The following is a 24,077-nucleotide window of genomic DNA, read 5'->3' as shown; positions in this document are numbered from 1 at the left end:
GCGGCCCTGGCCAGAATTCCTGCGGGCGGTTGCCGCTCCAGCGATCCAGGACGTCCCATGGCTGAGTTCACTCTCCCGAAAAACTCCCAGATCACGCCGGGCAAGGTGTGGCCGAAGCCGGCCGGCGCCAAGAAGCTGACCGAGTTCCGCATTTACCGCTGGAACCCCGACGACGGTCGCAACCCGCGGATCGACACCTTCTATGTGGACCGCGAGGATTGCGGCCCGATGGTGCTCGACGGTCTGATCTGGATCAAGAACAAGATCGACGCCACCCTCACCTTCCGGCGCTCCTGCCGCGAGGGCGTGTGTGGCTCCTGCGCCATGAACATCGGCGGCACCAATACCCTTGCCTGCACCAAGGGCATGGACGAGGTGCTGGTGAAGGGCGTCGTGAATGTCTACCCGCTGCCGCACATGGCGGTGGTGAAGGATCTGGTTCCCGACCTCACCCATTTCTATGCCCAGCACGCTTCCATCGAGCCGTGGCTGCAGACCGACTCCGCCGCCCCTGAAAAGGAATGGCGCCAGTCCAAGGACGACCGCGAGAAGCTGGACGGCCTTTATGAGTGCATTCTCTGCGCCTGCTGCTCCACCTCGTGCCCGAGCTATTGGTGGAACGGCGATCGCTACCTCGGACCTGCCGCCCTGCTGCAGGCCACCCGCTGGCTGAAGGACAGCCGCGACGAACGCACCGGCAGCCGCCTCGACAATCTTGAAGATCCCTTCAAGCTCTACCGCTGCCACACCATCATGAACTGCGCCCAGGCGTGTCCCAAGAGCCTCAATCCGGCCAAGGCCATCGCTGAAGTGAAGAAGATGATGGTGGAACGCCACATCTGACCGCGTTCAGCAGCAAGCATCCCACGGCGCGGAGCCTCTCCGCGCCGTTTTTCATGCATGGATCCGTTCACCTGCCGCCCGACGCGGCGACCGTCTGGGCGGAGGCGCTCCCGACATCGCCACCCGAGGGCCGGGCGGCGGATCACGCGCCGCTGCCCATGGGGGGCGGGCCATTCCCTTCGGCCTGGGCCCGCCGCTTTTCATCCTGTCGTCGCCGGACCGCGCAGGCGGAGCCGATTCCGTCAGCGCAAACGCCACCACAGGCGGACAGGCGATCTTTCCAGCCTCGCGGCTGCATGGTAAGGTTCTGCTAACGGTTCTTCCACTGGGGATGGGACAGCCGGTCCGGGAGACGAGCCATGTTGCGCCGACTGTCCATTTTCCTTGCCGTTGCCGTCCTGCTCCTGTCGGTGATCGCCAGCTATCCGGTCAGGAGCTTTGAGGCCTTCGCCGGCCTGCTCATCGCTTTCAGCACCACCAGCACGTTGATTTTCTTCGCCTTTGCGTTGACGGCGCTGGTCTTCGGCTTTGATCGCACCACCCGGCGGCAGGTCGTTCAGGCGCAGCCCACCCATCGTGCGCTCGGCGACCAGTTCGTGTCCTGAACGCAAGGCATCCCCGATTGCCGGCGTGGCCAGGGGCGTTGATCCTGGCCAGTGTATTCGATGCGAAAGCGCGGACGACATCTGGCCCGCTTCAGGCTGCTCCGTAGGAACGCGCCGCAACGCTCGTCCCGGATGTGATGACCCCGAGCGGATCGGCGAAACCGCCGTTTCCCTTCGTCCCCTCCCCATCGTCCCGCTGGCCCCGTTGCCGGCTTCCGCTGGTGTTTGGCAAGATAGCCTCCGCGCCCGGGGGTCTCGCCCCGTCGGCGAGGCACCGAGGGCTCATGCGCGGCATGTCCAGCCGGGCCAGAACTTCTTCTGGAAGAACGGACGCATCTCGATCTCGCGGAACACCCGCCACAAATTGTCATTCTCCGCCGGGCACAGCTGCATCATGGCGGAGGTCGGGTTACCCTGCCATCCTTCGGGAATATGAATATCCACGGCGATGCGCCCGAAGCTGTAGTCGCTTTCCTTCCCCCACCACAAGGACGGCAGGGCGCGGCTCAGATAAGCGCGGATCACCACATGCGGGTCGGTCGGCAACAGCCGGTTCATAGGGGTCAGGGTGCGTTGCCGCGGCAGATCGTTGAGATCCTGGATCTGAAGCTGGGCGTGGGCCGGAATTCCGGCCCCCGCCGCCAGCGCCGCCCCCGCGAATCCAAACGCCACCGCGCAGCGCGCCGCCGCACGGCGCGCCCTTGCGAAGCCGCCCCGCCCGTGCTTGATGGTCGTGGTCTCGATCCCCGCCGGGATCACCGCCGCGATCCCCGCTTGGAGCTCCCGCTGCCAGCGCGTCATTGATGCGAACTCTCCACCGTCCTCGTCCGCTCCCGCGCCCGCATGGCGTCGGCGATGCGCACGGAGCCTATGCCAGCGCCGCGAGCGTTCCAATAGCCGCATGAAGGTCGCCCTCAAGCCCCTCCTCCGCCTGCTCCTCGCCCATTGGGCCTTCGGCGCCGCCCTGGTGGTGCGCGGGCTGGAGGTGGTCGGCAAGCTCGGCCTCTACATGCTCACGGCCCGCATCCTCGGCGTGTTCGAGGCCGGCCTGTTCTTTCTCTGCAACACCTGGGTCAGCGCGGCGGCAACGGTGGCGCGCGGCGGCTTCGAAAAGGCGGTGATGCGCCATATCGCCGCCGAGCTGGCGGTCGGGCGCGGCGCCGACGCCCGCACGGCCCTGCTGAACGGCACCTTGTGGGTCACCGCCGGCGGCCTCGCGGTGAGCCTCGCCACGGTCGCCGCAGCGGAGCCGCTCGCCACTTACGTCTTCAAGGAACACGAGCTGACCGTGCCGCTGATGATCTCGGCGGCGTCCATCCTGCCGCAGACGCTGTGCATCTTCGCCGCCCACGCCCTCACCGGCTTCCATCGCGGCGTAGCGGGACAGTTCGTGCAGAACGGACTGTGGCCGATCCTCACGTTCGGCGCCCTCGCCATCGGCGTGCACTCGCTCAATGGCATCCTCTATGCCCTGGCGTTCGCCAACATCGCCAGCGCGGCGCTGGGCTTCTGGCTGCTGCGCGCCGAGCGCGGGAAGCTGCGGGCCAGCGCGGCCGGCACCAGCGCCGAGGACCAGCTGCCCGCCCTGTGGCGCACGGCCTGGCCCCTGGCCATTGTCGAGAACGTGCAGGCGGCGTTGAACTCCATTCCCACCATGGTGCTGGCCGCCTATGCCACCGCCGCCGCGGTGGGCGCCTTCAGCGTGGCAAGCCGGATCACCGTGCTGATCTGGGTGGTCATCATCGCCATCTCCACCATCGCCGCGCCGTCCTTCGCCGCCGCCCATCGCACCGGCGACTTCGACCAGCTGCGCGCGCTCAACCGCCGGGCCCGCCTCGCCATCGCCGCCTGCGGGGTGCCGGCCATCCTGGTGATGATGGCGGTGCCCACCTGGCTGCTGCACCTCATCGGTCCCGGCTTCGAGGCCGCGGCGCCGGCGCTGGTCATCATGGCCGTGGGCCAGCTCATCAACTGCCTGCTGCCCACCCAGGACGTCATGCTGGCCATGACCGGCCACGGCCGGGTGCTGCGCTGGCTCAACGGCGCCCAGCTCTTGAGCTGCATCCTGCTGTGCTTCGTCCTCATTCCCCCCTACGGCATGGTGGGCGCGGCCATCGCCACCTCGCTGTTCATCGCCCAGGGCGGCATCGGCACCACGCTCGCGGTGCTGAAGCTGATGCCCCGCGCCTATTGAGAGCGGCCCGGCCTGACGGCCGCGCGGCGCTGGAAACCACTGATTAACCGCAAAGTAATCGAGCGTCGGCAGAATTCTCCGACGCCTTCCGGCTGGCGCGACGCAGCGCCTTCGGCTGCGCCCCCGTGCCGGGAGCGTGGACAAGGGCGATGGCGGCAGGGGGAAGCATGTCGATGGCGCAACAGGTCGGCCACGCGGATGAGAGCGCGCTCGCGCCAGCCATCGCCGCGGAAAACCCGAGTTTCACGCTGCGCGACTTCCTCATCGCCACCTTCTTCCATATCCGCGTGGTGGTGCTCGCGGCGCTGGTGCCGCTGGTCATCGGCCTGGTGGCGGCCGCCCTGGCCAAGACCGAATACACCGCCTCCAGCCTGCTGCTGGTGATCGTGAACCGCGAGGTCTCCACCTCCGCCAACGTCACCGACAGCGGTCCCGCCGTGCTTTCGGTGGAAGGCCTGAAGCAGGTGGAATCGGAGGTGCAGATCCTCGAGAGCGCGGAAGTCATCCGCACCACCATCGAGCAGATCGGCCTCGACCGGCTGTTTCCGCAAGGCGCGCTGAGCCCGATCACCCGCATGTTCGATTCCGAGCGGGACGAAATGGACCGCGCCATCGAGCGCTTCCGCCGCAACCTGCGCGCCAACGTGGTCTCGGGCTCCAACATCGTCGAGGTCCAGTTCACCAATCCGGACCGCGAGATCGCCATCGAGACCGCCGACACCCTGGTCCAGAACTATCTCGCCAGCCGCCGGAAGGTGTTCGAGAACCCCACCGCGAAGATCCTGCAGCTGGAGGTTGACCGCTTCAAGCGCGACCTGACCACCACCGACAGCGAGATCGAGGCGCTCAAGGCCAAGGTGGGCGTCATCGACTTCAACCAGGACGCGGTGCTGGCCTCCAACCAGATGGACAACGTGGTCCAGCGCATCCGCCAGGTGGACGAGCGCGAGGCCACCCTCACCGCCCAGCTGCTGGAGGCGGAGGCGCAGCGCAAGGCGCTGCCGGATTCGGTGTTCGACTTTTCGGAGAAGACCGACGCCCTGTCCGGCGACGACAGCACCAACCTGCTCACCCAGCTGCTGCTGGAACGTGACCGCATCGCCGCCCAGTACGCGCCGGGCAGCGTGCTGATGAAGCAGGTGCAGCAGAAAATCGACACCGTCCGCAAGCGCATCGCCGAGCGCGGCAAGAATCCCTATTACACCGACCGCGCCTCCCGAAACCCGTCCATCAATTATGTGGACAACCTGATCCTGAACCTCAAGGTGGAGAAGGATTCCCTCGGCCGCCAGCGGGACGAGCTGGAGCAGCAGCGCATCGCCGCCCAGCAGCGCATCGACACCCTGCGCAGCGCCGAAACCCGGCTCATCGAGCTCACCCGCCAGCGCGAGACCCTGAGCGAGGGCTACCGCGAGTATCTGCGGCGCGCGGTGGCCGCCAATATCGAGGAGACCGCCGCCCGCACCCGCCAGTCCAACGTGCGGCTGGTGCAGGAGGCCGGCGCCTCGGTGACCAAGCGGTCGCTGGTGCTGCCCATGCTGTTCGGCGGCCTGTTCGGCGGCATCCTGTTCGGCGCCGCCGCCGGCGCCATCGCCTCGGTCCTGCGCACCACCTTCATCATGCCCAGCGAGCCGGAGCGGCTGCTGGACCTGCCCAACCTCGCCACCTTCGACGAGGGCGCCGAGCATCGGCCCGGCCCGTTCGTGGACCAGGCCATCGGCAGCTGCGCCACCCTGCTGCTGGATACCACCATCGACGAGACGCCGCTGCGGGCGATCCACTTCCTGTCGCCCGAGCGCGACGACACCCTGCCCTGGTTCTGTCGCCGGCTCGCCGAGGAGCTGGCCACCCAGCGCCGCATGCGCACCCTGCTGGTGGACCTGTGCTCCTTCACCCCCTACCCGCTGCACACCGGCCATGTGGAGGTGATCGGCGGCCTCGCGGTGACCACCACGCCGGTGCCGCTGCTGTGGTCGGCGGCCGAGGTGGAGACCTCGCCCCTGCTCAGCGTGCGCCTGCCGGTGGTGGAAGGCCAGGAGATGCTCAAGGACCTGAAGGTCGCCTTCGACTGCATCATCATCTGCTCCAGCCTGCAGGGCTCCTCGCTGGTGACCCAGCGCCTGACCCAGCTGGTGGACGGCAACATCCTGTCGGTCCACGCCGAGATCACCCGCAAGCCGGCCGCCATCCATCTGCGCGACACGGTGGCGGAAGCGGGCGGCACCCTCCTCGGCCTGATCTTCTTCGGCCGGCGCTACTACCTGCCCAACTGGCTCTACCGCCGCGCCTGATCCGGCGACCTCGCCTTCGCATCCTTCCCAGCACGGGCGGCCTCGGCCGCCCGTTTTCGTTTGCCCGCCCGCGGCGGTTCGGGCCGGCGAGAATCATCCTGGCGACACGACCGAGGAGACGTGCATCCGCCCAAGGGAGGGCTCGAAATCCCCCGATACCGTCGAAAACCGGGCGTATCTTGCGTCGCACCCTCTGTTTAAGGACTTTGTTAACCACACGGCTTTAGCGTCGGTTAACCAAGAGTTAGGGTTGCGCTCGCTTTTTGGTTCGGCGCCGCCTCGCGCGGCGCGGCCGGGTGGGTGGCAAAGGTCAACGGATCCGAACGTGTCATCCTGGGAGTCGTCGATGGTCTTGCCCCGGTGCGGTTGGATGGCATCCGCTCGCCATATGGCGCGCGAGGCGTCCCCCCTGCCGCTGTCGGCGCTGCGGATCGCTCTGGCCCTGGCCGCGAGCGGCCTCGCCCTGAGCGGCTGCGCGGCGATCGCCACGTCGCAGAACACCGGCACGCCGCCCTTCACCACCGGCCACGAGCTGCGCTTCACCGAGGTCAACGTCGATCGCTTCCGCCCCTGGAACAACGATCTGCCCAGCTATCGGGTGGGGCCGGGGGATCGGCTGAAGATCAAGTATTTCATCACCCGCGACATGGACGAGGAATTGACCGTCAGCCCCGACGGCACCATCGCCCCGCGCGCCATCGGCCAGATCAAGGTGGAAGGCTCCACCCTGGCGGGGATCGAGAGCTCGGTGCGCCGCGCCTCCGCGAAAGAGCTGGTGGACCAGAAGGTGGTGGTGGCCCTCGACACCGCGGCCTCGCCCAAGATCTACATCGGCGGCATGGTGCAGCAGCCCGGCGTGTTCAAGCTTGAGAACGTGGGCACCAGCGTGCTGCAAGGCATCCTGATGGCCGGCGGCTTCTCCGAGAATGCCCGCACCGGCCAGGTGGCCCTCATCCGCCGCGGCCCCAACAACGAGCCGATGCTCCGCCTCATCGATGTGCGCGAGATGATCGAGACCGGCTTCTCCGATGGCGACGTGCCGCTGATGACCGGGGACATCATCTTCGTGCCGCGCAGCTCCATTGCCGAGGTCAATCTCTGGATCGACCAGTTCATCAACCGCGTGGTGCCGTTCCAGCGCCAGTTCAGCTATACCATCGGCAGCTACACCCAGACCGGCAGCACGACCTCCGTCGTGCCGTGATCCGGGCGGGCGCCGGCGGACCGCCACGCCGGTCGCCTTCACCGCCGTGGCGCGGCCGCAGGGCCGCGCGCGGCACGAGGCTCGGGAACCAGGGAACGGGACGCCGTCATGCCGCAAACAGTCGCCCTGCCGCCGGAAGTGAAGACCGTCACCTTTCTCAACGTGCCGTTCGCCTGCCTGGACGCGGAGGGGGCCGCCGCGCTGATCGCCGCCCGCGCGCCGGACGCTCCGTTCGCTTATGTGGTGACGCCCAACGCCTCCAACCTCACCCGGCTCAACGAGCTGAAGGACCCGCTCTTCATCGAGATCTATGAGAACGCCTGGCTGCACACCATGGACGGGGCGGTGCCCCGGGCGCTGGCGCGGCAGCTGTTCGGCCTCGACATTCCCCGCGCGCCCGGGTCCGACATCACCACCGCCCTGTTCGAGCATCACATCCAGCCCGACGACGCCATCACCATCATCGGCGGCTCGGACGAGATGCTGGAGCGCCTGAAGGCGCGCTACCGCCTCGCCAACGTGGCCATGCACGTGCCGCCCATGGGCTTCATCTCCAAGCCCGAGGAAGTCGAGCGCTGCGTGCGCTTCGTGCTGGACCATCCGGCCCGCTACGTGTTCTTCGTCACCGGCTCGCCGCGCTCGGAATATGTCACGCGCCTGGTGTTCCAGCGCGGCGCGGCGGTGGGCACCGGCCTGTGCGTGGGCAATTCACTGAACTTCCTCACCGGCCTGTCCACACGCGCGCCGCTGGCCTATCGCCGGCTCGGGGTGGAGTGGCTGCACCGGCTGATCCAGGACCCCAAGATCCAGGTGAAGCGGGTGTTCGTGGATTCGCTTCCCATCTTCCTCACCGTGGCCAAGGCGCGCCTTGACCCGGCCGCCTATGGCATGGCGAAGTCCGGCGGAAGCGCTTCATGAGCCTCGCCGCCCCGCCGCGCCCGCGCCAGGTGGTGATGCCCCTGCGGCGGCAGCGCGCGCGCGCGCGCGGCGGCTCCGGCGTCTCCAAGATGGCGACCCTGGCGCTGGTGTTCGTCCTGCCGTTCTTCGCGCAGGTGTTCCACTATCTCAACGAGCTGCCGCCCCCCTATTTTCTCTCCAAGGCGTGGCCGTTCCTGATGTTTCCGCTCACGCTCTATGCCGCCATCCGGATGCGGCTGCCGGGGCGGAACCTGTTCCTGCTGCTTTTGGCCTACCTGCTGGGCTTCACGCCGCTGGTCTCCATCATCCAGCTCGGCAACGGGCTGTTCGATGCCCTCGCCACCACCGTCAAGGCGTGGCCGTTCACCTATTACCTGGCGCTGTCGGCGCTGCTGTCGCTCCTGGCGCTGCCGCCGGAGCGGGTGCGCGGGGTGTGCATCGGCTATGGCGTCACCACCTTCGTGCTGCTGGTGGTGATCTACACCCTGGCGCCCGCCTCCTGGTACGTGACCAATCCCGAGGACGGCAAGCTGCTGCAATATGACGTGGACCGCGGGCGGCGCGTCTACATGTCCATGTTCTTCGGCATGATCCTCATTTTCTACCTCGGGCGCAGCTTCATCATAAACGGGCGGGTGATCCGCCTGCTGCTGATCCCCACCTGCCTTGCCATCCAGGTCCTCACCTACAAGCAGCGCACCGCGATCGCGGCGGCGGTTCTGGTCACGGCCTATGGCATGGTGATGTCGATGACCGGGCGGACGCGCCGGCTCGCCATCGGCGTGGGCCTGGCCTTGATGGTGCCGATGCTGGCGCTGGTGGGGGCCAAGCTCGGCCTGTTCGGCGGCGCGGGCTGGAACGTGGAGGAAAGCCTGGGCGGATCGCTGTCGGTGCGGCAAAACTCATTCGCCATCGCCTTCGAATACCTGGGCGACAACACCCTGCGCTGGACCTTCGGGGTGGGCGCCACCACCCGCTTCGGCTCCATCACCCTGGCTGACATCTTCGGCTACGACCAGTTCTTCATCGCCGACCTGGGCTGGGTCGGCGTGGTGTTCGAATACGGGCTGATCGGCGCGGTGCTGATCCTGGCGGTGCATGTGTGGGCCTATGTGGTCACCGCCCGGCGCGGCATGGCCACCCGCGATCCGTTCGTGCTGGCGCTGTCGGATTACGTGCTGTACCTCATATTGACATCATCAGTTTATTCCCTTGTCTTCCTTCCGGGCGAACTCGGTGTCGCCCTGGCGCTCGCCATCTATCTTTCCTCGACGCAGGACCGGCCGCCCCAGGCGATCCCAGCCGGAATGGCTACCCGAACGCGATTTTTCAGCCGGACACGAACGCAGAGGCCAGGATGCTCAAGCGGATCAAGAAGCTTCTGAACGAACCCGCGTTCAAGGAAGCACCCCTCACGGTGCTCGGACGCATCGCCAGCCTTGCCACCCTGGTCAAGCTCGGCCGCAAGCCGGAATTCCAGCTGGTGCCCGGCTCCCGCATGCAGGTGCCGGCGGACCTGCGCTACACCACCGTTTCGGCCTACCTGCTGCGCGACCAGGTGGAGCCGGAGCTGAAGTATCTCGACAAGTTCGTCGCCAAGGGCGACGTGTTCGTGGACGTGGGCGCCAACATCGGCCTGTTCACCCTGAAGATGGCGCCGCGGGCCGGCCGCATCGTGGCCGTGGAGCCGGGCAAGGACGCCGGCGACCTGCTGGTGGAGAACGTCGCCCTCAACGGCTTCAAGAACGTGACCCTGGTGCGCAAGGGGCTCGCCGACGTGGCCGGCAAGGCCGCCCTGTTCCACAATCCGGTGGGCGACGACCCGCAGGCCTTCTCCCTGGTCAATGACGGCGCCGCCACCGAGGCCGAGGAAGTGGAGATCACCACCCTCGACCAATTGGTGGCCGATCTCGGCCTGCCGCGGGTGGACAGCATCAAGATCGACGTGGAGGGCGCCGAGCAGCGGGTGCTGGCGGGCGGCCTCGGCACCATCGCCGCCTATCGCCCCGACATCATCTTCGAGATGAACTGCCCGGCCCTGCTGTCCAGCGGCGGCGACCCGGCGGCGCCATGGAACACGCTGGCCGGCCTCGGCTACAGCTTCTTCCGCCTGCAGTGGGACGGAACCCTGACCCCGCTGAGCGTGCGCCCGACCGAGTTCTGCAACATCATCGCCCGTCATCCGCAGGGCCGCGCCACTGCGGCCTGACCGGACGAACGGTCTCCGGCAAAAAAGCCGGCGCGCAAATGCGCGCCGGCTTTTTCTTTGAACGAGAGCCCATGGGCGCCGCGCGCCGGGCGGGCCGACAAGCGGGGCCCACGGGCCTCGCCGGCGCCGCATGTCCGCGCCCACCCGGGCGCGGCGCGCTCACATGTTCGGATAGTTCGGCCCGCCGCCGCCCTCCGGGGCGGTCCAGGTGATGTTCTGGTTCGGGTCCTTGATGTCGCAGGTCTTGCAGTGGACGCAGTTCTGCGCGTTGATCTGGAAGCGCGGCGCGGCGCCGCCCTCCTCCACCCATTCATACACGCCGGCCGGGCAGTAGCGGTTGGAGGGGCCGCCGAACACGGCCAGTTCCGACGATGCCTGCAGGGCGAGGTCCTTCACCTTGAGATGGACCGGCTGGTCCTCCTCATGATTGGTATTGGAAATGAACACCGACGACAGCTTGTCGAAGGTGAGCACGCCGTCGGGCTTGGGATAGGCGATCTTCTTGCACTGTGCCGCCGGCTTCAGGGTGGCGTAATCGGCCTTGCCGTGCTTCAGCGTGCCGAACAGCGAGAAGCCGAAGGTGTTGGTCCACATGTCCAGCGCGCCGAGGGGAATGCCCACATAGGTGCCGAGCTTGGACCACAGCGGCTTCACGTTGCGGACCTTCTTCAGGTCCTCGCCCACCGCCGAGCCGCGCCAGGCCGCCTCGTAGCTGGCGAGCTCGTCGTGGCCACGCCCGGCCAGCAGCGCCTCCGCCAGGTGATCGGCGGCCAGGATGCCCGACAGCACCGCATTGTGGCTGCCCTTGATGCGCGGCACGTTCACGAAGCCCGCGGCGCAGCCCACCAGCACGCCGCCGGGGAAGCTGAGCCTGGGCACGCTCTGGAAGCCGCCCTCGGTGATGGCGCGGGCGCCGTAGGAGATGCGCTTGGCGCCCTCGAACGTGTCGCGGAACAGGGGATGGGTCTTGAAGCGCTGGAACTCGTCGAACGGCGACAGCCACGGGTTCTGGTAATTCAGGTGGACCACGAAGCCCACCATCACCTGCTCGTCCTCCATGTGGTAGAGGAAGGCGCCGCCGCCGGTCTTGGAATCGAGCGGCCAGCCGAACGCATGCTGCACCAGGCCGGGCTTGTGCTTCTCCGGCTTGACCTTCCACAGCTCCTTGAGGCCGATGCCGAACTTCTGCGGCTCGCGGCCGGCACCCAGGTCGTAGCGGGCGATGAGCTGCTTGGTGAGCTGGCCGCGCGCGCCTTCCGCGAACACGGTGTAGCGGCCGCGCAGCTCCATGCCGCGGGTGAACTCGCCCTTGGGCTCGCCGTCCTTGGCGATGCCCATGTCGCCGGTGGCGACACCGCGCACAGCACCGTTCTCGTCATAAAGCACTTCGTTGGCGGCGAAGCCAGGATAGATCTCCACCGCCAGCTCTTCCGCCTTGCGGGCGAGGTAGCGCGAGACATTGCCCAGCGAGCCGATGAAATTGCCGTGGTTGTTCATCAGCGGCGGCATGGCGAAATTGGGCAGCTTCACGCCGCCGGCCGGGCCGAGCAGGTAGAAATGATCATCGTTCACCTGGGTGACGAGGGGGGTGTCCTCCTCCTCGCGCCAGCCCGGCAGCAGCGCGTCGAGGCCGCTGGGGTCAACGACGGCACCGGACAGGATGTGGGCGCCCACCTCGGAGCCCTTCTCCACCACCACCACGGAAATCTCGGCGCCGCGCTCGGCCGCCTGCTGCTTCAAGCGGATGGCCGTGGCAAGACCGGCGGGACCGGCGCCCACCACCACCACGTCATAATCCATGCCTTCGCGTTCAGGCAGTTCCGCCGCGCTCATCCCCTAAGCTCCCGCTTACGTCATCGTGCTTTCGTTGGAGTTCTTCCACGGTTAGGCCGTCCTGACAATTCGCGAGATGGACCGAAGGTGCGACGACTTGACCGATCTGGCGGTTGTCCCCATGTCCGTGGAGGCACATACCGCAATGCACTGCTTCACCGCCGGCCTTGACCATGCCATAGGTTCGCACTGCAGAATGCGGAAGCGGCGCGCCATCGGCCGCGCTGCTTCCCGCCCTGCCTTCCGACCCGGACATTCATGACCGATCATCCGCCACTCGACTGGTCCGACCTCGTCACCTTCCACCTGGAGGCGGGCGTGGACGTGGCGCTGGGCGACGAGCCGGTCGACCGCTTCGCCGAGAGCGCCGCCGAGCTGAAGGCGCGCGCGCCGCGCCGCGACGCGGCCGACGCTCCGCCGGGCCTGCCGCGCGAGGAGGCGCCGCAGGCAACCGGAGATCCGCGCGGCGCCGCGCCCGCGGCCCGGCGCGCGCCCCAGCCCCCACCGCCCCACGCCCCGGCCATCGCCCCCCACGCGCCCGATGCGGCGGCGATGGCCGCCCGCGAAGCGGCGCGCGGCGCCTCCAGCCTGGAGGAGCTGCGCGCCCTGCTGGACGCCTTCGACGGCTGCGCCCTGAAGCGCACCGCGAGCCGGCTGGTGTTCGCCGACGGCAACCCCCGGGCGCGCGTGATGTTCGTGGGGGAGGCGCCCGGCCGCGACGAGGACCAGCAGGGATTGCCCTTCGTGGGGCGCGCAGGGCGCCTGCTCGACCTGATGCTGGGCGCCATTGGCCTCGACCGGTCGAGCGTCTACATCGCCAACATCATCCCCTGGCGCCCGCCGGGCAACCGCACGCCGACGCCACAGGAAACGGCCATCTGCCTGCCCTTCATCACCCGCCAGATCGAACTGGCCGACCCCGACCTGCTGGTGTGCCTCGGCGGCCAGTCGGCCCAGGCGCTGCTCGCCAGCACCGAGGGCATCACCAAGCTGCGCGGCCGCGTCCTCGACTATGACACCGGCACGCGCCGCATCCGCGCCATGGCCACCTTCCATCCCGCCTACCTGCTGCGCACGCCCATCGGCAAGCGCCTGGCCTGGCGCGACCTGCTCGCCATCGAGGCCATGCTCGCCGGCACCCCGACGGGACGCAGCTGAGCCGTCACACCTCGCAGCCGGCGAAGCCGAGCGGCGCCTGGACCAGGGACGAGTTGCGGTAGCGCGGATCGTGGGTGACCTCCGCGCCCACCCACGGCGGCAGCGCCACTTTCTCCTCGGGATGGGTCAGTTCCACCTCGGCCACCACGAGGCCGGCATTGTCGGCGCCGAACACGTCCACCGTCCACAGCTTGCCGGCATAGGTCAGGGCGTAGCGGGTCTTTTCGATCAGTGGGCGGGCGCAGAGATCAGCCAGCATCGCCTCGGCGTCGCGCAGCGGGATCGGATATTCGTACTCGTCGCGGGAGATGCCCTCGGTCCGCCCCTTGACGGTGATGAAGGCCCGCGCGCCGGCCACCCGGATGCGCACCGTGCTGTCTTCACCGAAGGACAGGTAGCCCTGGCGTATGGCGCAGGCTTCCGCGCCCTGCCGCCAAGCCTCCGAGACGACCAGGAACTTTCGCTCGACTTCGATAGCCATGATGATGCAGCACGTGGGTGGATATACACCACATCATGGGCGCAAAATGGGCGCCGCGTCCAGTCACCGACGGGTCGTAGACTCGGAACGGTTGCACCGATGACACACTTCCCTGAAGACATTCCGATAGTTGGCTGGATATGCATTACCTGGGTGCCACGCATGCACGGGCCTCATCGGTTAAATACTTTTCCCTCGCAGAGAAATGAGCAACCCCTGCGCGCATCGCGCAGGGGTTGCCTGATATTCCCGGCGAGCTATCACGCCCGCACCTTGCGCGGTCCGGCGCGCGTCGCGGCGACATCCACATCGTAGCGGGAGGGCGGAGAATCCGCGCCGATGATGGTGATGCGCATGATGTTGGTGGTACCCGGCTGGGCGAACGGCACGCCCGCGCAGATCGCGAGCCGGTCGCCGGCCGCGCCCAGCCCGTGCTGGACGGTGGTGCGCACCGCCGTGTCCACCATGTCGCCGAACGAGTGGATGTCGTCCTTCATCTGCACCGCGTGCACGCCGTAGGAGAGGGCCAGGCGTCGCGCCGTGCCGATCTCCGGGGTGAGGCCGAGGATCGGAATCTCGGGCCGCTCCCGCGCCGCGCGCAGGCCGGTGGTGCCGGACATGGTGAAGGCCACCAGCGCCGCCGCATCCACCGCCACCGCCGCCTGGTAGCTGGCCTTGATGACCGCGTCGCCGATGGTGTGGCCCCAGTCGGCCTCGGAAGCGCCCAGCACCTTCCGGTATCCGGGATCGCGTTCCACGTGTCGGATCACCTCATCCATCACCTCCACCGCCTCCACCGGATACTGGCCGGCGGCGGTCTCGGCCGACAGCATCACCGCGTCGGTACCCTCATAGACGGCGGTGGCCACGTCGGAGACCTCGGCGCGGGTCGGCACCGGCGCCTGGATCATGGATTCCAGCATCTGGGTGGCGACGATGACCGGGCGGCCGAACTTGCGCGCCTCGGCGATCATCCGCCGCTGCAGGGCCGGCACCTCGGCCAGCGAAATCTCAACGCCCAGATCGCCGCGCGCCACCATGATGGCATCGGACAATTCCACCAGCTCGGTCAGGTGCGTCACCGCCGAGGGCTTCTCGATCTTCAGCATCACCGCCGCGCGGCCCTGGATGAGGCCGCGCGCCTCGTGGATGTCCTCGGGCTTCTGCACGAATGACAGGGCAATCCATTCGACCCCGGCGGCGCAGGCGAACTCCAGGTCCAGGCGGTCCTTGGGCGTCAGCGGCGACAGCGGCAGCACCACGTCGGGAATATTGAAGCCCTTGGTGTTGGACAGGCGGGTGCCCGCCACCACCTTGGCCTCCAGGTAGCCGGGCCCCTTCTCCACCACCTTCAGCCGCACCTTGCCGTCGTCGCACAGCACGGTCGCGCCCACCGGCAGCGCCTCCAGGATGTCGGGATGGGGAATGGGCACGCGCCGGCCCTCGCCGAGCCGGTCGGTGTCGGCATCGAAATGCAGGATGTCGCCGGGGGCGATGGCGATGGCCCCCTCCTTGAAGCGGCCGATGCGCAGCTTCGGCCCCTGCACGTCGGCGATGACGCCGATGGGGCGGCCCACCGCCTTCTCCAGGCGGCGGATGCGCTCCAGCACCACCCCGTGGTCGGCCTGAGTGCCATGGCTGAAATTGAGCCGGAACACATCCACCCCGGCGCGGAACAGCGCCTCCAGCCGCGCCTCCGAATTGGATGCAGGGCCGACGGTGGCCACGATCTTGGTGGCGCGGTCGCGCTTGGTGAGATGGCGCTTGTGAGGCATGGCAGGGGTTCCTCCGGTCCGGGGTTGAGCCCTCGGGATTTGGCGCGCGGCAAACACTCGCTTAGCGGCATCATGCGACAGCCGCGTCTCCGCATAAAGTCGCATAAGCGGCAGCACCGCTGCCGCTTCCCGCCGCCACCCCGCGAACCCGGCCCCGGCCGGACGCCGATCACCCCCGATACGGCGCGAACCAGCCCAAGCCCGCCTCGGTGCCGGCGCGCGGCCGGTATTCGGCGCCGATCCAGCCCGCGTAGCCGGCCGTGTCGAGGGCCTCGAACAGAAACGGAAAATGGATTTCACCACTGCCCGGCTCGCCGCGCGCCGGTGCGTCGGCGATCTGGATGTGGCCGATGCGGGCAAGGTCGCGGGTGAGGGTCGCGGTCAGGTCCCCTTCCATCAGCTGCATGTGATAGACGTCATATTGCAGGAACGCGTTGTCGGCGCCGACCGCGTCCAGCAGCTCCAGGGTCTGGCGCGAGCGGTTGAGGATGAAGCCCGGCGTGTCGCGGGTGTTGAGCGGCTCCACCAGCAGCTCGAGGCCCGCCGCCTTCAGGGCGGCGGCGGCGAACCTCAGGTTCTCCACCAACGTGGCCCGCGCCTTCTCGGCATCCACCCCGGCTGGCAGCACGCCGGCCAAACAATTGAGCCTGCGCGCGCCCTGGGCCGCCGCATAGTCGAGGGCAAGGCCCACCCCGTCCTGAAACTCGCCCTCGCGGCCGGGCAGGCAGGCGATGCCGCGCTCGCCCGCCGCCCAGTCGCCAGCCGGCAGGTTGTGCATCACCAGCGTCAGGTCATGCGCGGCCAGCAGATCGGCCAGCCGCTCTTTCTCGTAGGCATAGGGCAGCTGGTATTCGACCGCGTGGAAGCCGGCCGCCCGGGCACGGGCGAAGCGATCGGGAAACTCCACCTCAGTCCACAACAGGCTCAGGTTGGCATCGAACTTCGGCATTCTCGGGCCTCCTTGGCGCCTCTTCCGGGCGGGGCGGGTGTTCGCTACTGTGCGTTGGGGAAACGGGTCAATGGGCAAGGCCCGGCCCCGGCGGCGGGGCCGGCGGGCGACGCGGAGGAAACGGCGATGAGGGTGCGTTTTGCGGCAGCGCGCGGGCCTTCGCCCGCCATGAGGGCTGGCCGGGCCGGCTCCGTGGCGGCATCCGCCCCGGTGGCGCTGGCGGCAGCGATCGCCGCCCTGCTTGCGGCCACGCCTGCAACGGCCCAGGAACTGGGCGAGTTGTCGTGCCGCGCGCTGTGGTACCAGCGCAACGCGGTCTATGCGGAACAGGGCCATTGCTTCAAGACGGCGGACGCCATCGCCACCTTCGGCGCCCGCTGCTATCCGCCCTTCGGCAAGCTGACCGCCGAGCAACAGCGCTATGTGGATCAGGTGCGCTATTGGGAAGCCCGCAAGGGCTGCAACTGAGGCCGGCGCCATGCCGCCCGAGGGCGTTCCCGGTGCCGGCGTGACGCCATCGCCGGCCGTCCTGGGGTGTGGTGTCGCCCTGGACGGGCGGTCCAGGCCCATGCGGCTGGCCAGGACGCCGTTCGTTCCGGGGTTCATCGCCCTCAGCGGCCAGGGTGAAGAGAAGCGCAACCAGCGGCGGCTGGCGCACAGCAGGGCGACATGGACGGGCGGCATGGACGGGCGGCATCGACCGGCTGGAGGTGGTGTCCTTCGGGTGAGTTCCCCAGCCCCGGCGGCGGTCATCCTGGTCGCCTCGGCATCGCCGCTTTCGGCGGCGCCCTGGCGCCCCGCATCGCGGCCAAGCGGGCCGCAAGGGTGGGCGGCCAAGGGGCGGCCAAGGGGCCACCAAGGGGCCGCTGCGCACCATGGCGCCCGCGCCCCGGGGCGCAAGCCTCCGCCGCCTGGGAGGCGCCAACCGGCTCACAGCGTATCGAGCGGCACCTTCAACACCCGCCGGCCGTGGGCATCCGGTTCCGGCAGGCGACCCGCCTTCATGTTCACCTGGAGCGCGGGGATGATGAGGCGCGGGGCCGCGAGGGTGGCGTCGCGGGCGGTGCGCAGCGCCACGAACGCGTCCTCCCCCACCCCATCATGCACATGGATGTTGCCCGCCCGCTCCTCCGCCACCGTGGTCTCGAACCGCACGGCGCGACCGTCCGGCGGGTAGTCGTGGCACATGAACAGCCGGGTCTCCACCGGCAGGTCGAGGATGCGACGGATGGAACGGTAGAGCGCGCGGGCGTCGCCGCCGGGGAAATCCGCCCGCGCGGTGCCGCCGTCGGGCATGAACAGGGTGTCGCCCACGAAGGCGGCGTCACCGACCGCATAGGTCACGCAGGCGGGGGTATGACCGGGCGTGGCCAGGGCCCGCGCCTCCAGCGTGCCGATGGCGAACCGTTCGCCATCGGCGAACAGGTGGTCGAAGGCGCTGCCGTCGCGACGAAATTCCGGCCCCTCGTCGAAGATGGCGCCGAATGTCTCCTGCACCAGGGTGATCCTGTCGCCGATGCCGATCCGCCCGCCCAGTTCGCGCTGGAGATAGGGCGCGGCCGAAAGGTGGTCGGCGTGGACGTGGGTTTCCAGAATCCACTCCACTGTCAGCCCTTCGGCGCGCACATGGGCGACGAGCCGGTCGGCGGAGGCGGTGGAGATGCGCCCGGCGGCGTAGTCGAGGTCGAGCACGCTGTCGATGAGGGCGACGGCGGGGGAGGCGGGGTCCTTCACCACATAGCTGATGGTGCCGGTGACCGGCTCGAAGAATCCCTTGACCTGCGGACGCATCGCCGTTCCTCCATCCGGGGCGGATGGACCAGCGCGGCCGGAAGATCCAGGCGCCGGACCCGCCCCGGGGCCAGCTTAGAGCAACCGCGCCCGCCCTTGAATCACCCAGACGGCGCCAGTCTCCGCCACTGCGGGCGCCTGACGCAACTTTTGAGAGTATAAACACCGAGACAATACAACCGAATTTCCGGGAATCCTCCACCGGAGCGTGTCAAGGCAATGAAGGCGCTGCGGAATTCGGGCCGATTCCGGCCGTGGGGGGCGCCCGCATCCATCATTTGGGGGATGAGGGTGCCCCGGGGTCATGGGATGAAGGGAGCGCGCGAGACGAGTGGACCTCCCGGATCGCGTTCAGCCTGACGACCTTTCCCCCGCGGGTCGTCAGGCTGATGTTTTTCAGGCCTCGGGCCGCCCTCAGCCTTGGCCCCCCTCAGCCTTGGCCGCCCTCAGCCTTGGCCGCCCTCAGCCTTGGCCGCCCTCAGCCTTCGTCGCGGAAGCGGTTGGTGATGGGATAGCGCCGGTCGCGGCCGAAATTGCGCGGCGTCACCTTCACCCCCGGCGCCGCCTGGCGGCGCTTGTATTCGGCGATGGTCAAGAGCCGCTCCACCCGCTTCACCACTGCCGGGTCGAAGCCGTCGGCGATCACCCGCGCCACCGGCTCTTCCAGCTCCACCAGGCGGAACAGGATGGCGTCCAGGGTGGCGTAGGGCGGCAGCGAATCCTCGTCCTTCTGGTTCTCGCGCAGCTCGGCGGTGGGCGGCTTGTCGATGAGCCGGTCGGGGATGACGATGCCGTCCGGCCCCAGCGCCCCCGCCGGCTTCCAGCGGTTGCGCAGGCGCGAGAGGCGGAACACCTCGGTCTTGTAGAGGTCCTTGATGGGGTTGAAGCCGCCGTTCATGTCGCCGTAAAGCGTGGCGTAGCCGGTGGACATCTCCGACTTGTTGCCGGTGGTCACCACCATGCCGCCGAACTTGTTCGACACCGACATGAGCAGCGTGCCGCGCGCGCGCGACTGCAGATTTTCTTCCGTCACGTCGCGGTCCCGGCCGGCGAACAGCGGCGCCAGCGCCGCCTCGAGCCCCTCCACCGCCGGGGCGATGGACACGATGTCATAGCGCACGCCCAGGGCCTCGGCCACGGCGGCAGCATCGGCCAGGCTGTCGTCAGAGGTGTAGCGATAGGGCAACATGATGCAATGCACCCGCTCCGGCCCCAGGGCATCCACCGCCATCGCCGCGCACAGGGCGCTGTCGATGCCGCCGGACAAGCCCAGAACCACGCCGGGAAAGCGGTTCTTGTTCACATAGTCCTTGAGGCCGAGCACGCAGGCCGCATAATCGGCCGCCTCCCCCTCGGTGCGATCGACGATGCCGCCTTCGACACAGGCCCAGCCCGCCGCGCGCCGCTCCCAGCGGGTCACCCGCACCCGCTCCTCGAAGCTCGGGAACTGCAGGGCCAGAAAGCGGTCGGCGTTGAGGATGAAGGAAGCGCCGTCGAACACCAGCTCGTCCTGGCCGCCCACCTGGTTGACGTAGAGCAGTGGCAGGCGGCTTTCCACCACCCGCGCCACCGCCACGTTCTCGCGCTCCTCATAGACCGAGCTGCGATAGGGCGAGCCATTGGGCACCACCAGGATCTCGGCCCCGGTCTCCACCAGGCACTCCACCACGTCCGGCCCCCACATGTCCTCGCACACCGGCACCCCGAGCCGCACCCCCCTGAAGGGAATGGGCCCCGGCATGGGGCCGGGAGCGAACACGCGCTTTTCGTCGAACACGCCGTAATTGGGTAGGTCCACCTTGTGGCGCACCGCGGCGATGGCGCCATTCTCCAGCAGCAGCACGGAATTATAGAGCCTGCCGCCCTCCACCCAGGGCGCGCCGATGAGCAGCGCCGGCCCCTCCACGCTTTCCGCCGCCAATTGCTCGACGGCGGCGCGGCAGGCGGCCTGGAAGGCCGGCTTCAGCACCAGGTCTTCCGGCGGATAGCCGGCGATGAACAGTTCGGAGAACACCACGAGGTCGGCGCCCGACAGCCGGGCGGCGTCGCGGGTGCGCCGCGCCAGCTCCAGGTTTCCGGGCACGTCGCCCACGATGGGGTTCAGCTGGGCGACGGCGATGAAGAGGGTGTTGGCGGGCGTTGTCATCGTGCGGCTGCGCTCATGGGGCTGGCCCACCCGGCCGGAACGGCCGGCGGACAGGCGGGCGGCGAAGGGGAAGGCGTCGGATCACAGGCCATAGCGGGCCCACAGGGCACGCTCCTCGGCGGCGGCGACGGCACCGGCGGCGGCGGCGTGCGCCACGCCCCCGGCGAACCCGCCCGGCCGGCGGCGGAAGAAGGAAGACGGCCCCTGGATCAGCGGCGTCTCCACCGTGTCGCCATAGCGGGCGCGCAGGGTCGAGCGCACATCGCCGAGACCGTCCAGCAGGCCGTGGCCCAGCGCCTGGGTGGCGAGCCAGAACTCGCCGGAGAACAAGGTGGCGTCATCCACCGCCAGCGCGCCGCCGCGCCGGGCGCGCACCAAGTCGGCGAACACCACGTGCAGTTCCTTCAGCAGCACGTCGAGGCGCTCCACCTCCTCCGGCCGCTCGGGCTGGAACGGGTCCAGCGTGACCTTGCGCTCGCCGGCGGTATAGACGCGCCGCTCGATGCCGAAGCGGGCGATGGCCTTGTCGAAGCCGAAGCCGGCGCTCACCACGCCGATGGAGCCCACCACCGAGCACGGATCGGCGAAGATCTCGTCGGCGGCGCAGGCGATCATGTAGCCGCCGGACGCCGCCACGTCCTCCACGAAAGCGAAGACGTGCTTGTCGTTCTCCTGCGCCAGCGCCCGGATGCGCTTGAAGATCAAGTGCGACTGCACCGGCGAGCCGCCGGGCGAATTGATGAGCAGCGCCACCGCCGGCGCCTCTTTCACCGTAAACGCCTTTTCCAGGGTCTTGGCGCAGCCGGCGAGGGTGAGGGAGGGTGAGAACGGCGCGCTCATGCCGATGGCGCCCGACAGCCGCACCACCGGCACCACCACGGCATCGCCGCGCCAGCCTTTGGGGAGAAGGGCGCGCAGACGGCGCGGAAGAAAGGAGAGAGGATCAGCCATGCTTCAGATGTAGGCCCGGCGGGCGACAGGCTCAAGGCGGGGCGGCGCCAGCCGGACCGCCAGATGCGGCGCGCGGAGTGGAACGGCGAGGCCGCGCTACCCCAGCGCCCCGGCCTCCCTCAGCACCGCCTCGGCGGCGGCGGTGGGACGGCCCTGGCCGTCCGCCAGCACGAGGCCGGGCAGGATGCGCGGCGCGGTGCGCCGCCCCTTCACCGCCCGGACCAGCAGGCGCACCGCCGGCGCCTCCGCGCGCGGATGCACCGGCAGCAGCTCGGCGGCGCCGAACCGCCCCTGGAGCGCCGCCAGCACCGCCGCCACCGCCTCCGGCCGATGGATCAGGCACAGCACGCCCGCCGGCCGCAGGCAGCGCAGCGCCGCCGTCACCCACGCCTCCAGCAGGTCCCCCGAAGCCATGTGCGCCCGCGCCCGGCCGCCGTGGGGCGAGGTCTGGTGCGCGGCACTGGCGTTGAACGGCGGATTCATGAGCACGACGTCGGCCGCTTCCGCCGCCACCTCGGGCGGACCGGAGGGACGGGCGAGGGCGAGCACGTCGCCAACCACCACGCGACAGCGCGCGGCCAGCGCGTTGTCGGCCACATTCTCTCGCGCCAGGGCGGCGGTCGCCGGGTCGATCTCCACCAGCGTGCCCGACGCGCCGGGCGCCCGCGCCAGGAAGGCGAGGCCGGCGCCGCCGACCCCGGCACCCAGGTCCACCATGGTCCTGGCGCCCACCGGCGCCAGCGCCGCCAGCAGCACCGCGTCGTGCCCCACCCGGTGGCCGCGCGCGGGCTGGCGCAGGGTGATGCGCCCGCCGAGCAGGGCATCGCGGGTGAAGGAAGCAATCTCGCCGGGAGCGGTCATGGGGGCGCGCGGCTCAGGGCTGGTCCCGCAGCGCCGCCGCGAAGCCGGCCTCGACCAGCAGGCGGCGCGCCCGCGCGGCGTCCTCGTCCACCACCAGCAGCCGGCGCGGCAGGATGCCGATGGACCCCTCGAGGGCGCTGATGTGCGCATCCGCGACCAAATGGCCGACCTCGGCCGCATCGAGCAAAGCGGTGATGGCGCCGAGCAGCACCAAATCATTGGTTCGCGCCAGCTCCTGCATGCTCCCGCCCCTCCTGGCGCCCCCGGCGCGGGGGGCGCGTGGCCAGATCCTGGCGCCGCCCGGCCGGTCACCGGACAGTTCCGCCACCCCGAACCGCGCCCGCCCCGCGTCAACCCCCCTTGCGCCGGGCCGGTGGGCATCCCTATGGTGCGCCCGAAAGAATGACAAGCGGGAGCTTTTCTTGGCCGTCGTCCTTCCGTTCGAGCCCAACGAGCCGTCCCTGGAGGCGCTGCTGCGCCTGGTGAAGGCCGACATGGAGCGCGTCAACGCCGCCATCCTGGCCCGGACCGGCTCCGACGTGGCGATGATCCCCGAGGTGGCGAACCATCTCATCTCCTCCGGCGGCAAGCGGCTGCGGCCGATGCTGACGCTCGCCTGCGCGGCGCTGAGCGGCTACCAGGGCGACGGGCACATCAAGCTCGCCGCCTCGGTGGAGTTCATGCACACCGCCACCCTGCTCCACGACGACGTGGTGGACGAGAGCGACATGCGCCGGGGCAAGCTCGCCGCGCGCAAGCTGTGGGGCAACGAGGCCAGCGTCCTGGTGGGCGACTTCCTGCTGGGCCGCGCCTTCAAGATGATGGTGGAGGTGGGCTCGCTCACCTGCCTCGACATCCTGTCCAACGCCGCCAGCGTCATCGCCGAGGGCGAGGTGATGCAGCTCGCCGCGGCCAAGAACACCCAGACCTCGGAAGACGACTACCTGGCGGTGATCCGCGGCAAGACCGCCGAGCTGTTCGCCGCCGCCTGCGAGGTGGGCGCGGTGCTGGGCCAGCGGCCCAAGGCCGAGCAGGCCGCCTGCCGGTCCTACGGCATGAACCTGGGCATCGCCTTCCAGCTGGTGGACGACGCCCTGGACTATGGCGGCAACCAGCAGAAGCTGGGCAAGAACGTGGGCGACGACTTCCGCGAAGGCAAGATCACCCTGCCGGTGCTGCTCGCCTTCCGCCGGGGCGACGAGAGCGAGCGCGCCTTCTGGCAGAAATGCCTGGAGCGGGGCGAGGGCAGCGACGCCGACCTCAGGTTCGCCATCGGCCTGCTGACGCGGCACCGCGCCATCGCCGACACCGTGGAGCGGGCCCGTCACTATGGCGCCATCGCCAAGGACGCCCTGGCCCTGTTCCCGGCCAGCCCGGCCAAGGCGGCGCTGGCGCAGGCGGTGGACTTCTGCCTGTCGCGCGCCCACTGACCATCCCCGCACCCGCGCGGGTGCCGCCCGCTCAGGCGCCGCGCGGACCGAACACGATCACCGCCGCGCCGGCGAGGCACAAGGCCGCGCCGGCGGCGTCCCAGCGGTCCGGCCGCACCCCCTCCACCGCCCACATCCACACCAGCGACGACAGGATATAGATGCCGCCATAGGCCGCGAAGGCGCGCCCGGCGGCTTCCGCCTCCACGAAGGTGAGGGCATAGGCGAAGGCGGCCAGGCTGACCATGCCCGGCGCCAGCCACCACGGCGAGCCGCCGAGCCGCACCACATGCCAGACGGCGAAGCAGCCGGCGATCTCCCCGAGGGCGGCGAACAGAAAGGCCGGCAGCGTCATCCCATCCCCCGATCGAACCGCCCTGGTCCACCCGTCCCAGGGCCGGCGCGCGATCCAAGCATCGCGCCCCCGTTTCTCAAGAC

Annotated in this window: 22 protein-coding genes; 11 read left to right on the top strand and 11 right to left on the bottom strand. The window is 69.3% G+C overall.

Annotation, left to right across the window (positions count from 1 at the left end; all coding sequences use genetic code 11):
* Positions 1–57 precede the first annotated feature (57 nt).
* Together V5F53_RS20360 and V5F53_RS20355 are read left to right on the top strand one after the other, a co-directional pair.
* Positions 58–843, top strand: coding sequence for a succinate dehydrogenase iron-sulfur subunit (locus V5F53_RS20360; RefSeq protein ID WP_393995479.1), 786 nt, complete (start codon positions 58–60; stop codon positions 841–843).
* A gap of 359 nt (positions 844–1,202) precedes the next feature.
* Positions 1,203–1,448: a hypothetical protein gene (locus V5F53_RS20355; RefSeq protein ID WP_393995478.1), complete on the top strand. Its 246-nt coding sequence runs from the start codon at positions 1,203–1,205 to the stop codon at positions 1,446–1,448.
* Positions 1,449–1,730: 282 nt separating this feature from the next.
* On the opposite strand, the gene V5F53_RS20350 is transcribed toward V5F53_RS20355, so the two are convergent.
* Positions 1,731–2,366, bottom strand: coding sequence for a hypothetical protein (locus V5F53_RS20350; protein ID WP_393995477.1), 636 nt, complete (start codon positions 2,364–2,366; stop codon positions 1,731–1,733).
* Between V5F53_RS20350 and V5F53_RS20345 the strand changes: the two genes are divergently transcribed.
* The 6 genes from V5F53_RS20345 (at position 2,350) to V5F53_RS20320 (ending at position 10,264) form a co-directional block, all read left to right on the top strand.
* A complete protein-coding gene (locus V5F53_RS20345; RefSeq protein ID WP_393995476.1) occupies positions 2,350–3,642 on the top strand; it encodes an oligosaccharide flippase family protein in 1,293 nt (430 codons plus the stop codon). The genes V5F53_RS20350 and V5F53_RS20345 overlap by 17 nt on opposite strands.
* Positions 3,643–3,815: 173 nt before the next feature.
* Positions 3,816–5,933, top strand: a complete 2,118-nt coding sequence (locus V5F53_RS20340) for an exopolysaccharide transport family protein (protein WP_393995475.1) — start codon at positions 3,816–3,818, stop codon at positions 5,931–5,933.
* Between the two features lie 370 nt (positions 5,934–6,303).
* Positions 6,304–7,137: a polysaccharide biosynthesis/export family protein gene (locus tag V5F53_RS20335; protein ID WP_393995474.1), complete on the top strand. Its 834-nt coding sequence runs from the start codon at positions 6,304–6,306 to the stop codon at positions 7,135–7,137.
* A gap of 108 nt (positions 7,138–7,245) precedes the next feature.
* Entirely contained in the window at positions 7,246–8,055 is an 810-nt protein-coding gene (locus V5F53_RS20330; protein ID WP_393995473.1) for a WecB/TagA/CpsF family glycosyltransferase, read from the top strand.
* Positions 8,052–9,440 carry an O-antigen ligase family protein gene (locus V5F53_RS20325; protein ID WP_393995472.1) on the top strand — a complete coding sequence of 463 codons (1,389 nt, stop codon included), beginning with the start codon at positions 8,052–8,054 and terminating at the stop codon, positions 9,438–9,440. Before V5F53_RS20330 ends, V5F53_RS20325 begins: the two co-directional genes overlap by 4 nt.
* Positions 9,413–10,264: an FkbM family methyltransferase gene (locus V5F53_RS20320; protein WP_393995471.1), complete on the top strand. Its 852-nt coding sequence runs from the start codon at positions 9,413–9,415 to the stop codon at positions 10,262–10,264. The genes V5F53_RS20325 and V5F53_RS20320 overlap by 28 nt, the downstream gene beginning before the upstream one ends.
* Positions 10,265–10,423: 159 nt before the next feature.
* Here V5F53_RS20320 and V5F53_RS20315 read toward each other — a convergent pair whose 3' ends face one another.
* Positions 10,424–12,097, bottom strand: a complete 1,674-nt coding sequence (locus V5F53_RS20315; protein ID WP_393995470.1) for an electron transfer flavoprotein-ubiquinone oxidoreductase — start codon at positions 12,095–12,097, stop codon at positions 10,424–10,426.
* Between the two features lie 258 nt (positions 12,098–12,355).
* Here V5F53_RS20315 and V5F53_RS20310 point away from each other — a divergent pair, with 258 nt between their 5' ends.
* A complete protein-coding gene (locus tag V5F53_RS20310; protein ID WP_393995469.1) occupies positions 12,356–13,255 on the top strand; it encodes a uracil-DNA glycosylase in 900 nt (299 codons plus the stop codon).
* A gap of 4 nt (positions 13,256–13,259) precedes the next feature.
* On the opposite strand, the gene V5F53_RS20305 is transcribed toward V5F53_RS20310, so the two are convergent.
* The 3 genes from V5F53_RS20305 to hyi all read right to left on the bottom strand — a co-directional run bounded on the left by V5F53_RS20305 (position 13,260) and on the right by hyi (position 16,460).
* Positions 13,260–13,736 carry a CYTH domain-containing protein gene (locus V5F53_RS20305; RefSeq protein WP_393995468.1) on the bottom strand — a complete coding sequence of 159 codons (477 nt, stop codon included), beginning with the start codon at positions 13,734–13,736 and terminating at the stop codon, positions 13,260–13,262.
* Between the two features lie 260 nt (positions 13,737–13,996).
* Positions 13,997–15,511 (bottom strand): pyruvate kinase, encoded by a 1,515-nt coding sequence (gene pyk, locus V5F53_RS20300; protein ID WP_393995467.1) that lies wholly within the window; start codon positions 15,509–15,511, stop codon positions 13,997–13,999.
* A gap of 169 nt (positions 15,512–15,680) precedes the next feature.
* Positions 15,681–16,460, bottom strand: a complete 780-nt coding sequence (gene hyi / locus V5F53_RS20295; protein WP_393995466.1) for a hydroxypyruvate isomerase — start codon at positions 16,458–16,460, stop codon at positions 15,681–15,683.
* Positions 16,461–16,652: 192 nt separating this feature from the next.
* Here hyi and V5F53_RS20290 point away from each other — a divergent pair, with 192 nt between their 5' ends.
* Positions 16,653–16,928, top strand: coding sequence for a YARHG domain-containing protein (locus V5F53_RS20290; RefSeq protein WP_393995465.1), 276 nt, complete (start codon positions 16,653–16,655; stop codon positions 16,926–16,928).
* Positions 16,929–17,390: 462 nt separating this feature from the next.
* On the opposite strand, the gene V5F53_RS20285 is transcribed toward V5F53_RS20290, so the two are convergent.
* The 5 genes from V5F53_RS20285 to V5F53_RS20265 all read right to left on the bottom strand — a co-directional run bounded on the left by V5F53_RS20285 (position 17,391) and on the right by V5F53_RS20265 (position 22,450).
* On the bottom strand, positions 17,391–18,251 hold the full coding sequence (locus tag V5F53_RS20285; protein ID WP_393995464.1) for an MBL fold metallo-hydrolase: 861 nt from the start codon (positions 18,249–18,251) through the stop codon (positions 17,391–17,393).
* Between the two features lie 478 nt (positions 18,252–18,729).
* A complete protein-coding gene (locus V5F53_RS20280; protein ID WP_393995463.1) occupies positions 18,730–20,397 on the bottom strand; it encodes an NAD+ synthase in 1,668 nt (555 codons plus the stop codon).
* Positions 20,398–20,478: 81 nt separating this feature from the next.
* Positions 20,479–21,348, bottom strand: a complete 870-nt coding sequence (locus V5F53_RS20275) for a S49 family peptidase (protein WP_393995462.1) — start codon at positions 21,346–21,348, stop codon at positions 20,479–20,481.
* Positions 21,349–21,444: 96 nt separating this feature from the next.
* Entirely contained in the window at positions 21,445–22,209 is a 765-nt protein-coding gene (locus tag V5F53_RS20270) for a tRNA1(Val) (adenine(37)-N6)-methyltransferase (RefSeq protein ID WP_393995461.1), read from the bottom strand.
* 13 nt (positions 22,210–22,222) lie between these two features.
* A complete protein-coding gene (locus V5F53_RS20265; protein ID WP_393995460.1) occupies positions 22,223–22,450 on the bottom strand; it encodes a putative signal transducing protein in 228 nt (75 codons plus the stop codon).
* Between the two features lie 181 nt (positions 22,451–22,631).
* Between V5F53_RS20265 and V5F53_RS20260 the strand changes: the two genes are divergently transcribed.
* Complete coding sequence (locus V5F53_RS20260) at positions 22,632–23,639, top strand: polyprenyl synthetase family protein (RefSeq protein ID WP_393995459.1); 1,008 nt, start codon at positions 22,632–22,634, stop codon at positions 23,637–23,639.
* A gap of 31 nt (positions 23,640–23,670) precedes the next feature.
* Here the strand turns inward: V5F53_RS20260 and V5F53_RS20255 are convergent, their stop codons facing one another.
* Positions 23,671–23,994, bottom strand: coding sequence for a YnfA family protein (locus V5F53_RS20255; RefSeq protein ID WP_393995458.1), 324 nt, complete (start codon positions 23,992–23,994; stop codon positions 23,671–23,673).
* Between the last annotated feature and the right edge of the window lie 83 nt (positions 23,995–24,077).

Source organism: Xanthobacter cornucopiae, from assembly GCF_043195065.2.
In the GTDB taxonomy this organism is placed as follows: Bacteria; Pseudomonadota; Alphaproteobacteria; order Rhizobiales; family Xanthobacteraceae; genus Xanthobacter.
Note: the sequence above shows the minus strand (reverse complement) of the source record. Positions and strands in the feature narration are given on the sequence as shown.

Coding starts and splice junctions, on each gene's coding strand:
- V5F53_RS20325 (WP_393995472.1), top strand. CDS start 8,052: ATGAGCCTCGCCGCCCCGCCGCGCCCGCGCCAGGTGGTGATGCCCCTG.
- V5F53_RS20280 (WP_393995463.1), bottom strand. CDS start 20,397: ATGACAACGCCCGCCAACACCCTCTTCATCGCCGTCGCCCAGCTGAAC.
- V5F53_RS20355 (WP_393995478.1), top strand. CDS start 1,203: ATGTTGCGCCGACTGTCCATTTTCCTTGCCGTTGCCGTCCTGCTCCTG.
- V5F53_RS20255 (WP_393995458.1), bottom strand. CDS start 23,994: ATGACGCTGCCGGCCTTTCTGTTCGCCGCCCTCGGGGAGATCGCCGGC.
- V5F53_RS20265 (WP_393995460.1), bottom strand. CDS start 22,450: ATGCAGGAGCTGGCGCGAACCAATGATTTGGTGCTGCTCGGCGCCATC.
- V5F53_RS20310 (WP_393995469.1), top strand. CDS start 12,356: ATGACCGATCATCCGCCACTCGACTGGTCCGACCTCGTCACCTTCCAC.
- V5F53_RS20270 (WP_393995461.1), bottom strand. CDS start 22,209: ATGACCGCTCCCGGCGAGATTGCTTCCTTCACCCGCGATGCCCTGCTC.
- V5F53_RS20340 (WP_393995475.1), top strand. CDS start 3,816: ATGGCGCAACAGGTCGGCCACGCGGATGAGAGCGCGCTCGCGCCAGCC.
- V5F53_RS20320 (WP_393995471.1), top strand. CDS start 9,413: ATGCTCAAGCGGATCAAGAAGCTTCTGAACGAACCCGCGTTCAAGGAA.
- V5F53_RS20335 (WP_393995474.1), top strand. CDS start 6,304: ATGGCATCCGCTCGCCATATGGCGCGCGAGGCGTCCCCCCTGCCGCTG.
- V5F53_RS20345 (WP_393995476.1), top strand. CDS start 2,350: ATGAAGGTCGCCCTCAAGCCCCTCCTCCGCCTGCTCCTCGCCCATTGG.
- V5F53_RS20315 (WP_393995470.1), bottom strand. CDS start 12,097: ATGAGCGCGGCGGAACTGCCTGAACGCGAAGGCATGGATTATGACGTG.
- V5F53_RS20285 (WP_393995464.1), bottom strand. CDS start 18,251: ATGCGTCCGCAGGTCAAGGGATTCTTCGAGCCGGTCACCGGCACCATC.
- V5F53_RS20305 (WP_393995468.1), bottom strand. CDS start 13,736: ATGGCTATCGAAGTCGAGCGAAAGTTCCTGGTCGTCTCGGAGGCTTGG.
- hyi (WP_393995466.1), bottom strand. CDS start 16,460: ATGCCGAAGTTCGATGCCAACCTGAGCCTGTTGTGGACTGAGGTGGAG.
- V5F53_RS20330 (WP_393995473.1), top strand. CDS start 7,246: ATGCCGCAAACAGTCGCCCTGCCGCCGGAAGTGAAGACCGTCACCTTT.
- pyk (WP_393995467.1), bottom strand. CDS start 15,511: ATGCCTCACAAGCGCCATCTCACCAAGCGCGACCGCGCCACCAAGATC.
- V5F53_RS20275 (WP_393995462.1), bottom strand. CDS start 21,348: ATGGCTGATCCTCTCTCCTTTCTTCCGCGCCGTCTGCGCGCCCTTCTC.
- V5F53_RS20360 (WP_393995479.1), top strand. CDS start 58: ATGGCTGAGTTCACTCTCCCGAAAAACTCCCAGATCACGCCGGGCAAG.